15 protein-coding genes and 3 pseudogenes are annotated in these 13016 nt (G+C 62.3%); 3 read left to right on the top strand and 15 right to left on the bottom strand.

Annotated features, from left to right (window positions below; all coding sequences use genetic code 11):
* Window positions 1–306: 306 nt before the first annotated feature.
* The 3 genes and pseudogenes from ACP7AD_RS18100 to ACP7AD_RS18090 form a co-directional block, all read right to left on the bottom strand.
* The gene (locus tag ACP7AD_RS18100) at window positions 307–711 is read right to left on the bottom strand and encodes a PIN domain-containing protein (protein ID WP_426149140.1); all 405 of its coding nucleotides are present in this window, start codon (window positions 709–711) and stop codon (window positions 307–309) included.
* A gap of 8 nt (window positions 712–719) precedes the next feature.
* Window positions 720–971, bottom strand: a complete 252-nt coding sequence (locus ACP7AD_RS18095; protein ID WP_426149126.1) for an antitoxin — start codon at window positions 969–971, stop codon at window positions 720–722.
* Window positions 972–1004: 33 nt separating this feature from the next.
* A pseudogene (locus ACP7AD_RS18090) lies at window positions 1005–1432 on the bottom strand (GDP-mannose 4,6-dehydratase); the annotation flags it as partial.
* A gap of 10 nt (window positions 1433–1442) precedes the next feature.
* On the opposite strand from ACP7AD_RS18090, the gene ACP7AD_RS18085 reads away from it, so the two are divergent.
* Window positions 1443–1655, top strand: a complete 213-nt coding sequence (locus ACP7AD_RS18085) for a hypothetical protein (RefSeq protein ID WP_426149127.1) — start codon at window positions 1443–1445, stop codon at window positions 1653–1655.
* Window positions 1656–1667: 12 nt separating this feature from the next.
* Here the strand turns inward: ACP7AD_RS18085 and ACP7AD_RS18080 are convergent, their stop codons facing one another.
* The 9 genes and pseudogenes from ACP7AD_RS18080 to ACP7AD_RS18040 all read right to left on the bottom strand — a co-directional run bounded on the left by ACP7AD_RS18080 (window position 1668) and on the right by ACP7AD_RS18040 (window position 6750).
* Window positions 1668–2189, bottom strand: a complete 522-nt coding sequence (locus ACP7AD_RS18080; RefSeq protein ID WP_426149128.1) for a YdcF family protein — start codon at window positions 2187–2189, stop codon at window positions 1668–1670.
* A gap of 418 nt (window positions 2190–2607) precedes the next feature.
* On the bottom strand, window positions 2608–3027 hold the full coding sequence (locus ACP7AD_RS18075) for a type II toxin-antitoxin system VapC family toxin (RefSeq protein ID WP_426149129.1): 420 nt from the start codon (window positions 3025–3027) through the stop codon (window positions 2608–2610).
* A complete protein-coding gene (locus tag ACP7AD_RS18070) occupies window positions 3024–3272 on the bottom strand; it encodes a hypothetical protein (RefSeq protein ID WP_426149130.1) in 249 nt (82 codons plus the stop codon). The genes ACP7AD_RS18075 and ACP7AD_RS18070 overlap by 4 nt, the downstream gene beginning before the upstream one ends.
* Window positions 3273–3665: 393 nt before the next feature.
* A pseudogene (locus ACP7AD_RS18065) lies at window positions 3666–3842 on the bottom strand (sugar phosphate nucleotidyltransferase); the annotation flags it as partial.
* A complete protein-coding gene (locus ACP7AD_RS18060; RefSeq protein ID WP_426149131.1) occupies window positions 3839–4252 on the bottom strand; it encodes a type II toxin-antitoxin system VapC family toxin in 414 nt (137 codons plus the stop codon). The pseudogene ACP7AD_RS18065 and the gene ACP7AD_RS18060, both read right to left, overlap by 4 nt.
* The gene (locus ACP7AD_RS18055) at window positions 4249–4500 is read right to left on the bottom strand and encodes a type II toxin-antitoxin system Phd/YefM family antitoxin (protein ID WP_426149132.1); all 252 of its coding nucleotides are present in this window, start codon (window positions 4498–4500) and stop codon (window positions 4249–4251) included. The genes ACP7AD_RS18060 and ACP7AD_RS18055 overlap by 4 nt, the downstream gene beginning before the upstream one ends.
* Window positions 4501–4528: 28 nt before the next feature.
* On the bottom strand, window positions 4529–4843 hold the full coding sequence (locus ACP7AD_RS18050) for a sugar nucleotide-binding protein (RefSeq protein ID WP_426149133.1): 315 nt from the start codon (window positions 4841–4843) through the stop codon (window positions 4529–4531).
* A gap of 108 nt (window positions 4844–4951) precedes the next feature.
* A pseudogene (locus ACP7AD_RS18045) lies at window positions 4952–5413 on the bottom strand (dTDP-glucose 4,6-dehydratase); the annotation flags it as partial.
* A gap of 14 nt (window positions 5414–5427) precedes the next feature.
* Complete coding sequence (locus ACP7AD_RS18040) at window positions 5428–6750, bottom strand: hemolysin family protein (protein WP_426149134.1); 1323 nt, start codon at window positions 6748–6750, stop codon at window positions 5428–5430.
* 24 nt (window positions 6751–6774) lie between these two features.
* Here ACP7AD_RS18040 and ACP7AD_RS18035 point away from each other — a divergent pair, with 24 nt between their 5' ends.
* A complete protein-coding gene (locus ACP7AD_RS18035) occupies window positions 6775–7623 on the top strand; it encodes a symmetrical bis(5'-nucleosyl)-tetraphosphatase (protein ID WP_426149135.1) in 849 nt (282 codons plus the stop codon).
* A gap of 73 nt (window positions 7624–7696) precedes the next feature.
* Here ACP7AD_RS18035 and ACP7AD_RS18030 read toward each other — a convergent pair whose 3' ends face one another.
* The 3 genes from ACP7AD_RS18030 to ACP7AD_RS18020 all read right to left on the bottom strand — a co-directional run bounded on the left by ACP7AD_RS18030 (window position 7697) and on the right by ACP7AD_RS18020 (window position 11381).
* Window positions 7697–8641: a YihY/virulence factor BrkB family protein gene (locus ACP7AD_RS18030; protein WP_426149136.1), complete on the bottom strand. Its 945-nt coding sequence runs from the start codon at window positions 8639–8641 to the stop codon at window positions 7697–7699.
* A gap of 125 nt (window positions 8642–8766) precedes the next feature.
* A complete protein-coding gene (locus ACP7AD_RS18025) occupies window positions 8767–10224 on the bottom strand; it encodes a DEAD/DEAH box helicase (protein ID WP_426149137.1) in 1458 nt (485 codons plus the stop codon).
* A gap of 224 nt (window positions 10225–10448) precedes the next feature.
* On the bottom strand, window positions 10449–11381 hold the full coding sequence (locus ACP7AD_RS18020) for an NAD-dependent epimerase/dehydratase family protein (RefSeq protein WP_426149138.1): 933 nt from the start codon (window positions 11379–11381) through the stop codon (window positions 10449–10451).
* A gap of 67 nt (window positions 11382–11448) precedes the next feature.
* Here ACP7AD_RS18020 and ACP7AD_RS18015 point away from each other — a divergent pair, with 67 nt between their 5' ends.
* Window positions 11449–12489 (top strand): CDP-6-deoxy-delta-3,4-glucoseen reductase, encoded by a 1041-nt coding sequence (locus ACP7AD_RS18015; RefSeq protein ID WP_426149139.1) that lies wholly within the window; start codon window positions 11449–11451, stop codon window positions 12487–12489.
* Window positions 12490–13016: the final 527 nt, after the last annotated feature.

Below are 13016 nucleotides of genomic sequence, written 5' to 3'. Positions count from 1 at the left end.
ACAAGATGAGGAATGGATGACCGCAAAAATCTACCTGTCCATGAAATCCTGAGCACCGCCAACCGCCAACCGCCAACACACCCAAAACCGAATCTCGGAAATTTACAGAAAAGAAGTTGCTTCATCCGATTTTGAGCCGGGTCGGTGATCGTTGCAACGCCAGGCGGTTGGTTCCTCTGCTATAACAAATCGAAGGTGGTCTGCAGCTTGCCGGTATTCATACGCGAGTTGTGCGGGCGTCCAGCGGGGCCAGGCTGCGCTGCAGCTCCCAGCCGAGCTGGCCGTTTTTGCCAAGCAGCAGGATTTTCATGGGTTCAGATTCCACTCTTCCACGGCCAGCCCGGGCACGCGCAGAAATTCACACGCGTTGTTGGTCACCAGTACCGAGTCCTCGGCCATAGCATGTGCGGCAATCAGCAGATCCATGCCGCCGATAGTCTGCCCGGCCCGTTCCAGCGAAGCACGGATCCTGGCGTAATGCTGGGTGGCCTCCGCAGGCCACGGGCGCACCTCAAACCCGGCCAGCCAGGCTTCAACCGTGGCAGAAAAGCGGACGGATGCAAGCTTTGCTGCACCAAAGCGCAGTTCTGCCGCCACGATGGCAGACAGCCAGAGCTGCCCACGGTCTAACTCTGCGAAACGCTCGACCATGGAAGCGGGTCGGCGACGCAGAACGTAGCTGCAAATGTTGGTATCCAGTGTCCGGCGCATAACGAAGATCAAGACCAGTCGCGCGTTTGCGGCGGACTGTCATTCCGTTCGGCGAGAAACGTATCGGGCAAGGGCTCGGTCGCCGCATAAAAACTCCTTAGCCAATCAGCCATGCTCTGGTCCGGCGAAGGCTCGGGCTGTACCCAAAGGGCATTGCCCACTTGCTCGATACGAACTTCCTTGGCATCCAGACGCAGTTTCGCCGGCAGACGGATGGCCTGGCTGCGGCCGCTCATGAAAAGTTTGGCAGTAATGGTCATACAAACCTCCTGATGTAATAACACATTGGCATATTACATTAAACGAAGCCCGCGGGCTGTATAGCGTATAGCGTATTGCGTCTGCACCCAGTCGCAGTAGGCGCCGCGTTGCACATGGGCGACCCACTCGGGGTTGGCCAGGTACCACTGCACGGTCTTGCGGATGCCGGACTCGAAGGTCTCCGCCGGTTTCCAGCCCAGTTCACGCTCGATCTTGCTGGCGTCGATGGCTTAGCGCCGGTCATGGCCGGGTCTGTCCTTGACGGTGGTGATCTGGGCGCTGTAGGGGGTGCCGTCGGCCTTGGGGCGCAACTCGTGGTGTGGTGGTAGGCGCGCACCAAGTGGTCACTGGCGGCCTTGCTGGCACTGTAGGGGCTGTTAGGGTCGTAGCGGTGGGTTTCGGTGAAGGCCGGGTCGGTGGCGCCCAAGGAGCCGTAGACCCCGTCGGTCGAGACGTGCAGGCATCAGGGGGTGGAGCTCGGACGTGCGTTGCTCAAGGATGCCCTGTTGCGTTGCGCCCAGGCGGCAGACATCGCAGGCATCCGTGCACTGCTTGTCCATGCCAAGGATGACGCTGCTCGTCAGTGGTATCTGAAATGGGAATTTGAGCCCAGCGAGACAGACCCATTCCACTTGTTCTTGTTGCTCAAGGACTTGAAAGCAATCCTGGGTATCGACGGCTGAATTCCTGCAATCTCAAGACTGCAACGACAGCCGAGTTGCCACTGAATAAGCGGCCAGCCCCATCCCATCATGCAGCACCAGCTGCCAGCGCACAGCACCGCGTGCCAGCGAATAATCCGTCCAGCGTGGAGACCCCACACTGCGGTAATCCACCGAGTATGGCGCCACATGCCAGCCTGCTGCCTTAAAAATGGCCAGCGCCCGGGGCATGTGCCGGGCTGACGTCAGCAGCAGCCAGGGCGGCTTGATGTCAGCACCCGGCACTGCCGCGCCAAGCACAGCGTTTTCATAAGTGGTGCGCGATGCGCGCTCGTAAGCCAAACGATCAGCTGACACGCCCATGCGCTTGTAAAACGCCTCGGCCTGGTCTGCTTCAGTAGGGCCGCTGGCCCACCACTTGCCATCACCTCCGGTAAAAAGCAGCCGCAAGTGCGGGTGCTGGCGCAGCAGCGTTACTGAAGCTTTCAGGCGTTCCGGCGAACCACCCAGCACCACCACACCGGTGTAAGCCTGCAACTGCCCGGCAGCCCACATCCACGGGTGCTGGATGGCGATTTTCCAGCTCGCGCAGCAGCGCTTCGGGCAGCGGCAACCAGCCCACCAATGCCGTCCAGCCCAAAGCGGCCAGCATCAACCACCGGGCAGACGCCCGATGCCGCAACCACCAAAGTCCCAGCGACAGCACAAACAACACAGCCGCCCAAATGAGCGGCTGCGTGAAGATGGAGAGAATTTTGGAAAGGTAAAACAAGGCCTGATTTTCAAATTTTCTTGACCCTTACCCCAAAGGCGGGCAGGAGAAAACGGGGAAGCTGGGTAATTAAAAAATAACTAACTACACCCTGTGAGCCACAAGGCACGGCTAGCTCGGGTTAGCGAAGCGTAAGCAGACACCTTCGATTGAGTGACAAAAATATCAGGTTACGCCTGCGGCTAACCTGGCCTACGGGTCTCAGGGGCGCGGTGTCAAGACCGGGATCACCTTTCGGCCATGGCGACGATAGATGTGGAAATCACTGTCGAGCGTTATCACCCGACACGGGTCATAAAGTTCCGACATGCGAACCAGGCACGCATCGGCCAAAGACGCGGGCACGTTGTCGTAGCGTTCAAACAGGGCGCGCACTGCAGATGCTTGATCGGCCAGCGACATGGCCACCTTGACGACACCTCGCTCGATAAGCGTCAGGGCCTTGCCGGGATCAAACCCTGAACGCGCCAACAGAAAGCAGGTTTCGGCAACCACCGCTTCACATGTCAGAAAAGGCCCAGCATGTTGTGCGAACTGGACTTTTGCCCAGGCATGGTGCGAATCATCCCGGCAGTGCAGGGCCACCCAGGGGCCGGTATCGAGAATCAGATGGCTGCTCATACGCGGCCAAAATCATCCAGGTGATGGGGGTTTGAGGAAAGATCGGAGGGTCCGCCGCTGAAGCAGCCCACCAGATCACCGGCCTGCTCCAGCGCCGACAGGGTGGGCACAGTCGCATTGCGCTGGCTGATGTAAGCCACCAAGGCGCGTCGTACCAGCTCTGACTTGCTGAGGTGCTCGCGCTCGCTGGCCAGCACAATTTCTTGCTCAAGCTGCGGCGGTATTTTGATGGTCAAGGTATTCATGCCAGGATACTACCGTACGGCAGATCGTAATACCAGCAGATTTTTGCGGTGTCTAGTGCCAATCAAACCGACGAGGAACTAAAGCAAGCCCCAGGATACCCGCGCCACCACCACAACGCCAGCAGAAAACCACAGCCGCCCAAATGAGCGGCTGCGTGAAGACGGAGAGAATTTTAAAAGGTAAAATAAGGACAAGGCCGTCTCTTCAAGCCTGCATGGCTCCTTCCCCCGCTGGGAGAAGGCTGGGATGGGGGCCGGCGGACGTCGAGAGAAAGCCGCAGCACAAAATTCTTGGCCAATTCTGGCAAGACCGTCTGAACGCCATGCCTGGGTCGCCCCTGCGATGGCCCCCATCCCGGCCTTCCCCCAAAGGCGGGAAGGAGCAAAACGGGAAAGCACATCACGAATGCCGGCCAGCATCAGGGTGCTGAGCGGGTAGTAAATCATGGGCTTGTCGTACACCGGCAGCAACTGCTTGCTGATGGCCAGCGTAGCCGGGTGCAGCCGGCTACCGGAGCCGCCTGCGAGGATGATGCCTTTGCGTTGAGTCTTGGGGGGAAAGTGTTTCACAGGTTCCAAGGGTTAATGACTTCCAGACCCGGCACATCAAAATCACGTTCATTGCATGTAACAAGGCGCAGGCCATGGTGTAGTGCGGTGGCGGCCAACAGGCTGTCAATAGCCGGCAAAGGACGTCCGGCTTGGGCAACCAGGCGTCCCCAGCGGTCAACCACAGGCAGATCAACCGGAAGAATGCGCCCGGTAAAAAAGCTGGGGAGGTCAGACTCAAGCCAGTCCAGTAACGCCAGGCGGCGTGAGGCGTCTGCAAGGGTTTCAATGCCCTTGCGTAATTCACCGAGCGTTAGCACGCTCAGGTAGAGGGTGGCGGCGGGCCGGTGCGAAAACCAGTCCACCACGCCAGGGTGCGGCGTCTTGCGGCGCAATTCAGACAACACATGGGTGTCAAGAAGATAGCTCACAGTGCTATCTCTCGCGTAAGGCTCGTGTCACGGTCAAGGTTCACCTCCTCCATGCCATACAAGGGCGAACGTCGCATGAAATCTACCAGCGACTGGTCAGCACCGGCCAGGCGGTCAAAAGCTTCGCGCGACAACACCACGGCCACCGATCGGCCATGCACCGTGATCTCTTGTGGCCCCAACTGGCTCGCCCGCTGAATCAACTCCGACAGGTGCGCTTTGGCCTCCTGCATTTGCCAGGTTTGCATGCTTGATTCCTTATTCTGACCAGAAAGGTCATATTTTAATTCGAGCATGGGTTCGCGAGTCAACTTCACAATATTTAGCCAGCATGCTTTCCACGCTCTGCTGCCAGGCGGGCAACGTCAGGCCGAAGGTGGTCTGCAGCTTGGCGGTGTTCAGCCGCGAGTTGTGCGGCCGCCGCGCGGGCGCGGGGAACGCGCTGGTGGGTATGCAGGCGACTTCATTTGCTACTATTTTAATAGCTGGCTGCACCCGTTCTGCTTGCGTAATCACGTGTTTTTCATAACCATTCCAGGTGATTTCGCCGCTGGCGGCCAGATGGTAAAGGCCGGCGTTTTGCGGCTGCACCAGGGCCTATCCGGGCTGTGCCGGTCCAGCGCGATGAGGTTACCCAGCGGGGCCAGGCTTCGTTGCAGTTCCCAGCCGAGCTGGCCGTTCTTGCCGAGCAGCAGGATTTCATGCCTCGGCCGTCACTGCGTACTGGGTCTGCACCCAGTCGCGGTAGGCGCCGCTTTGCACATGCGCGACCCATTCGGGGTTGGCGAGATACCACTGCACGGTCTTGCGGATGCCGGACTCAAACGTCTCGGCAGGCCGCCAGCCAAGTTCGCGCTCGATCTTGCTGGCGTCGATGGCGTAGCGGCGGTCGTGGCCGGGCCGGTCCTTGACGGTCGTGATCTGGGTGCTGTAGGGCGTGCCGTCGGCCTTGGGGCGCAACTCGTCGAGCAAGGCGCAGACGGTGTGCACGATCTCGATGTTGGGCTTTTCGTTCCAGCCGCCGACGTTGTAGACCTCGCCCAGCCGCCCCGCTTCGAGCACGCGGCGGATGGCGCTGCAATGGTCCTTGACGTACAGCCAGTCGCGCACCTGCATGCCGTCGCCGTAGACGGGCAGCGCCTTGCCGGCCAGGGCGTTGACGAAGCTAGAAATGGTTAACTGGTTTCGGTAACCAGTACCTTGTCGATCCGCTTGCCATCGAGATCGACGATTTCGAACTGCCAGCCGGCGCAGGCAATGCGCTCGCCGGTGGACGGCAAATGGCCAGAAACGGACTGCAGCAGGCCGGCCACGGTGTTGTAGCGCCCACGGTCTTCTTCCGGCAAATCCCTGATGTCAAGCCGCGCCTTCAGCTCGGAGACGGGCATGAGGCCGTCGATCAGCCAGCTGCCGTCTTCGCGCCGGGTGGCCCAGGCGTCCTGGGTGGTGCCGGTCTGCAACTCACCGGTGATGGCCTCCAGCATGTCCATGGGCGTCATCAAGCCCTGCACCACGCCGTATTCATCGACCACCAAGAGGATGCGGGTGGAGCGGGCGCGGAACTGCTCCAGCAGTTCCATGCCGCTCAGCGTTTCCGGAACGAACACGGCCGGAACGGCATAAGAGCCAATGCGGTCGGCCACCATGAGGACCAGATTGGAAGCCTCGCTGGACGATGCCGGCTGAATTTGGCCGTGCTGGGCGAGCAGCTTGGCCACATTGACCACGCCGACCACATCGTCCAGGCTGCCCCGGCAGACCGGATACCAGGAGTGGCCGCTGGCACCGGCCTTGGCAATCGCATGGACCAGCGTGTCCGAGGCATCAAGCCACTCGATGCTGGCACGCGGCAGCATCATGGACGTCAGCCGGCGTTCGTCGAGCGTGAACACGTTTTGCACCATCTGGTGCTCGTGCGCCTCGATCAGCCCGGCATCGACGCCCTCTTCCAGGCTGGCCGCGATTTCCTCTTCGGTCACGGCGCGGCCGGCACTGTTGTCGACCCGCAGCAGCTTGAGCACGGCCTGGGTGCTGACCGACAACAACCAGACGAAGGGCTTGGCGCCGGCCGCCACCCACATCATGGGCCGCGACACCAGCCGCGCCACGATTTCGGGATACAACTGGCCAATGCGCTTGGGCACCAGTTCGCCAAAGACGATGGTGACGTAGGTGATCACCGCCACGACGATCGCCGTGGCCGAGATATCGGCCGCCCGCACGGATACGCCAAAGGTCTGCAGCCACACGGACACGTCGTCACTGAATGCGGCCTCGCCGATGATGCCGTTGAGCATGCCGATCGAGGTGATGCCGACCTGCACCGACGACAGGAACTGGGTGGGATTGGTGAGCAGGTCCAGCGCGGCGCGGGAGCCCTTGTCGCCGGCCTCGGCCATCGCGTTCAGCCTGGCCTTTCGGCTGGAGGCCAGGGCCAGTTCGGACATGGAAAAAACGCCATTGAGCAGCGTCAGGAAAATGATGAGAAGAAAGTCCATGGATCCGTAGGCAGAATATTGACCATGGCACTTTACTGTATCGGCGACCTTCAGGGCTGCAATGCCCCATTTCAGCGGCTGCTGGAGAAATTTGACTTTTCCCCGAGCCGCGACACCCTCTACCTTTTGGGCGACCTGGTGAACCGGGGGCCTGACTCGCTGGGCACCTTGCGCGGCTTGATGGCACTGGGCGATGCCGCGCAGTGCCTGCTGGGCAACCATGACCTGCACCTGCTGGCGCTGTGGCAGGGCGTACGCCCGCCGGGCCACCACGACACGGTCAAGGACATCCTGCAGGCGCCGGACCGCGACGAACTGCTGGACTGGCTGCGCCACCGCGCCATGGCCATGCACCGCCACGGCTGGCTGATGGTGCATGCCGGCGTCTTGCCGCAGTGGAGCGCGGCGCAAACCTTGACGCTGGCCGGGGAAGTCGAGCAGGCACTGCGCGGGCCTGACCTGAAGGGCTTTCTAAGCGCCATGTACGGCAATACACCCTGCCAGTGGAGCGATAAGCTGCAAGGCGCAGACCGGCTGCGGGTGATCGTGAACGCGCTGACGCGCCTGCGGTTTTGCACGCCGCAAGGGGCGATGGAATTCGGCAGCAATGAAGGCGCCGGCAGCGCGCCAGAAGGCTATCTGCCGTGGTTCGAAGTCCCGGGACGGGCAACGCAGGACACACTGGTCACGTTCGGGCACTGGTCCACGCTGGTGGCCGACGCCCACCGGCATGCCGGCCTGCGAAACAACACCTTGCCGCTGGACACCGGCTGTGTCTGGGGCGGATGCCTGACGGCCGCACGGCTCGGCATTGACGGGGCCTACGAGTTGATTCAGGTGGACTGCGAGCAGGCGCAAAAGCCGGGTAAATGAGAATCCAGCAGCATGGGTTCCTGCTGGCACGGCGAACCATCAATGCCAGGCCGAACCGGCAGACCTCTCCCCGCTACGCCGCCGCAGCCGACTCCGCCTCTTTCTTTTTCTCTTTCTCTTTCTCAGCCAGCGCAGCCTCGTCGGCCCAGGCACGCGCCATGCTGGCCGACAGCAGCAGCACGCCCGACGAGAAATAAATCCACATCAGGATCACCACCAGCGAGCCGGCCGCGCCGTATGCCGACACGACTGCCGCCGTGGACAGGTAATAGGCCATCAGGTACTTGCCGACCTGAAACAGGATGGCACCGGCCACGGAACCCATCACCAGGAAGCGCAAGGCGGGCTTGGGGCCCGAATTCATGCGCATCAGCCCCAGGAACAGGGCGACGCAAAAGGCAATCGACACCACCTCGTTGAGCACCCAGACCACGTGTTCAAGCGGCAGGTAGGTTCCCGCCCAGTTTGAGATCAAGTTAGTGAACGTCGAAACGGCCAGCGACACCAGCAGCAAGAATCCCAGCGCCAGGATGTAGGCGACGCCGCGCAGCCGCAGGCTCGCGCCGTACCACCACTTCTGCTGGGGCGTTTCCCCGCTGCCCTGGCGCCACACGCGTTCAAACGCATCTTGCAGTTCCGCGAAGACGCCGGTCGCGCCGGAAAGCAGCAGTCCAAAGGCAAGCAGCGAGGCGGTGATGCCTTCGGTCGGCTCCTGGGCGCTGGCCATGGCCTGCTCGATCACCTGCGCGCCCTGCTCGCCGACGACGCTGGAAATCTGCGCAATCAGGCTGCTCTCGATGAAAGTGCGATCCAGCCACCAGCCCATGACGGCCACCAGCAGCACCAGCAGCGGCGCAAGGCTGAGGATGCCGTAGAACGACATGGCCGCACTCATGCGCAGGCCATCGGCATCGACCCACTGGTTCAGCGCGCGCCACAGCGGGCGGTAGATTTTCTGGAGCGTGGACAGCCCAAGCGCAGCCAGCGCCTGGAGCCGGGAGGGGGGAGCAACCGTCATTTGACTATCGTACAGCCGCTGGAAAAGCCAGTCACCGGGCAGCCACTACGGGCATCGTGGACAAGGACCCCAACGGCGACCGGGCTGACCAAGACCGCAGTCCACGTCCCGTCGCCCAGGCCATGTCAGGAAGCCTTGAACAGCGCGGCGACTTTCTTCTTCGGCTTGATGTTGGCCGACACGCCGTTGCGCGCAGGATTGGCCTTGGACGACGCCTCCCACGAAGGCAGCGATTCAGCCGGCGCGCCGGGCTCGTAAGGCCGGTCAAAAAACGGGTCGCGCGACGCGGCGGGCTGGCGGTGCGGCGTGAACTCGCGGCGCTCCCGGCGCTCGGTGTGCTCCCGGGGGGCGCGCGGCTCGGGCGCCCTGCCCTCGTCGCCTTCGCGGTACATGCGCCGCCCGTCGTTGATGCGGCCCTGCTCGCTGATGCGCGGCGTGTCTTCCTCAAACTCCAGCGGCTCGATGTCGATCTTGGTCTTGATGAGCTTTTCAATGTCAGCCACCAGGCGCTGGTCGCTGCTGGCAACAAAGCTCACGGCCAGGCCCGAGGCCCCGGCGCGGCCGGTGCGGCCAATGCGGTGGATGTAGTCTTCGGCGTTGAACGGAACGTCAAAGTTGAACACCGCCGGCACGTCCTTGATGTCCAGACCGCGCGCGGCCACGTCAGTGCAGACCAGCAGATCGACCTCGCCGCTCTTGAATGCTTCGAGCGCCTTGAGCCGCTCGTCCTGGCTCTTGTCGCCGTGCAGCGCGGTGGTTTTCAGGCCTTCGCGCTCCAGCGAGCGCGCCAGCTTGGCGCAGCCGAGCTTGCTGTTGACAAAAACAAACGCCTGCTTCATGCCGCGCGCCTTGAGGATCTGGTGCAGCGCGCGGCGCTTGTCGTCGGCGCCGACGCTGTAGAAATGCTGCTCGACCGTGGAGGCGGTGGCATTGGAGCGCGCCACCTCAATCGTCACCGGGTCCTGCAGGAAGCTCGACGCCAGGCGCTTGATCTCGGGCGAGAACGTGGCCGAAAACAGCAAGGTGATGCGCTGCTTGGGCAGGTAACTCAGGATGCGCTGCAGGTCGGGCAAAAAGCCGATGTCGAGCATGCGGTCGGCCTCGTCGAGCACCACGTACTCGACCTGGTTGAGCACCGTGTTCTTGGCCTCGATGTGGTCCAGCAGGCGGCCCGGCGTGGCGACCAGCACCTCGACGCCTTTTTTGAGCTCCAGCGTCTGCGGCTTCATGTCCATGCCGCCAAACACCACCGCGCTGTTCAGGTTGGTGTACTTGGCGTACAGCTTGACCTGCTCGGCCACCTGCACGGCGAGTTCGCGCGTGGGCAGCAGCACCAGCGCCCGCACCGGATGGCGCGCCGGCGAGGTCGAGGCGTTTTCGTGCTTCATCATGCGCTGCAGCAGCGGCAGCGTGAACGCGGCGGTCTTGCCGGTGCCGGTCTGGGCGGCGCCCATCACGTCTTTGCCCAGCAGAACGACCGGAATGGCCTGTTCCTGGATGGGGGTCATGGTTTCGTAGCCCATTTCGGCTACGGCACGTGCCAGCGGTTCTGCCAGCGAAAGGTTCGAAAAGGATGATGTCATTTAGCTCAATATTGTCGCACTTTGGGCGCTGCAGGCCTTTTGGGCCGTTTTGCAAAACCTGCGGCTGGCCGGCCACGCCAACCCATAAGGGGCTGGAGTCGTCGCTCGATGCTCTTTATTCTATAGCTGTAGACGCACACGGAGTATGCGCAAAATGGCTAAAAGGCTATATTTTCCGAGGCCAGGCCGGATCTGGCGGACTGCACCGGATCAAGGGGCCGGCTTTAGGCTTTCAAGCCGCACAAGCCGTCGCTGACGGTCGGATAACGCAGCGCCAGCCGGAGTTCGGTTTTCATGCGCCGGTTGTCCAGCCGGCGCGATTCGCTCATGAAACTCAGCAGCATCAGCGGCAACTGCTCGTTGGCCGCGCTGCGCGCCACGCGGGGCGGACGCGGCAGGTGGTACAGGTCGGCCGCCAGGTCGAAATAGTCGCCCATCAGCAAGCGCGTGTCGTCGCAGACGTTGGTGATGCGCTGCGGCTTGCCGCGCCACAGCGCCGCGATGCAGGCGCGCGCCAGATCGTCGGCATGGATGTGGCTGGTGTAGACGTCGTCTTCATGACGCAGCACCGGCGTTCCCTTGAGCAGCCGGCCGCGCGGCGTGCCGCCTTCGCGGTCGGTGGCATAGATGCCGGGAATGCGCAGGATATGCGCAGGCGTTGCGGTGGCGCGGCCCAGCAGCCGCACCTGGCCTTCGGCATGTACCCGGCGCTGCGAGCGCGGCGTGTTCGGGCTCAGGCGCCAGGTTTCATCGACCCGCTCGCCGGCGCAGTCGCCATACACGCCGCTGGTCGAGCCGTACACCAGCGCCTCTGGCAGGCTGCGCAGCCGCAGCGCGCGCAGCAGGGCCAGGGTGCGCGGATCATCGCGCCAGTTCGGGTTGTGGCCGGGCGGCGGCGCCAGGTGCACCACGCGCGTCGCCAGTCCGGCCAGCCGGCGCAGTGTGGCCGGCTCGTCCAGGTTGCCCAGCAAGGGCGTGATGCGCTCCCGGCGCAGGGCCGGCAGCCGCTCTGGCGACGACGTCAGCGCAATGACCTTGATCCGGGGCGGCAACTGCCGGGCCACGCGCAGGCCGACGTCGCCGCAACCGATGATGAGCACGCGCTGGCGGCGAAAGCGCGCAGGCAGCGCGCCAAGGGGATTCAGGTTTGAAGGCAAAATTGGGTGCTGCTGGGAAACCAGCCCGGTCAGGTAATGGATAACAGAACGCCCAAGGATACCGAATATGAGTTTCAACGTGAACGTGCTGCCCAGCGGCCGCAGCTTTAGCGCCGATGCCGGCGAGCCCCTGCTGGCCGCCGCCATCCGCCAAGGCATCGGCCTGCCCTACGGCTGCAAGGACGGCGCCTGCGGTTCGTGCAAATGCAAAAAGCTCGAAGGCCAGGTGACACACGGCCCCCACCAGTCCAAGGCGCTGTCGGCCGAGGAAGAAGCCAACGGCTTCATCCTGACCTGCTGCGGCGTGGCGCACAGCGACGTGGTGCTCGAATCGCGCCAGGTGACCGACGAAAGCGCCTTTCCGATCCGCAAGATGCCAGCGCGCGTGACCAGCCTGGAGCGCGTCTCGCCCGACGTGATGGTCGTTCGCCTGCAGCTGCCCGCCAGCGACACGATGAAGTACCACGCCGGCCAGTATGTCGAGTTCTTGCTGCGTGACGGCGACCGGCGCGCGTATTCGATGGCCAATGCGCCCTATACCCAGCTGGAGACGCCCGGCATTGAACTGCACATCCGCCACACGCCGGGAGGCAAGTTCACCGACCACGTGTTTGCCGCCATGAAGGAAAAGGAAATCCTGCGCATCGAGGGGCCTTACGGCAGCTTCTTTTTGCGTGAAGACAGCGCCAAGCCCATCGTGATGGTGGCGTCCGGCACCGGTTTTGCGCCCATCAAGGCCATCATCGAGCATATGCAGTTCAAGCGCATCACGCGCCCGACCGTGCTGTACTGGGGCGGACGGCGCCCGGCCGACCTGTACATGAACGACTGGATGCTGGCCAGGCTGGCCGACATGCCGAACCTGCGCTATGTGCCGGTGATTTCAAACGCGCTGCCGGAAGACCAGTGGACGGGCCGCACCGGCTTTGTGCACCAGGCCGTGCTGGCGGACTTTGCCGACCTCTCGGGCCACCAGGTGTATGCCTGCGGCGCGCCCATCGTGGTCGAGTCGGCGCGCGACGACTTCAGCGCGCTGGCGGGGCTGCCGGTTGAGGAATTCTTTGCCGATGCGTTCACCACGGAAGCCGACAAGGCGCAAAAGGCTTGACGCGCCTGGTTTCAAAAATAATAGCAAGCTGTGCACACGGGACAAGTGCTGGTGGCACTTTTTATTGAAAAATCGTAACTGCTAACGGTTTTTCGCTGCGTCGTTTGTTGATTGCCTTTGGCTTGGCGGGTTCTTCTGTGGTTTTAGTGCTGAGCGCCTGCCCGGCGGGGGGTAACTTTCTTTTCTGGCAAAAAAAGAAAGTCACCAAAGAAAGTTGCCCAAGGGTCGGGAGCGGATCAGAGCTGGGCGCTCTGACGGGCCATCGCTTCACTGGGCCCTTGGGTACTTGACCTGAGGACTGTTAGCCATGCCTGAGACTGGCTGGTTCTACCGCTCGTTCACCAACAGCTTCACGTTCTGCTTGATCTGGCTGGCTTGCGCTGCGCGCGTCGATTTTTTTGGTTTTTTAGGCTGTTTGCGCATACCCCGCCTGCGCAAGCAGCTATTGAATTAGGGGCTTAGGAACCAGAGCTTATCGACAGCTAAGCTAAGTTCCTATCGTGATTCAGAAAAACCGGTATTTCAGG

This window comes from Polaromonas sp. DSP2-3-2b2 (assembly GCF_049895905.1).
Taxonomy (GTDB): domain Bacteria; phylum Pseudomonadota; class Gammaproteobacteria; order Burkholderiales; family Burkholderiaceae_C; genus Polaromonas.
Note: the sequence above shows the minus strand (reverse complement) of the source record. Positions and strands in the feature narration are given on the sequence as shown.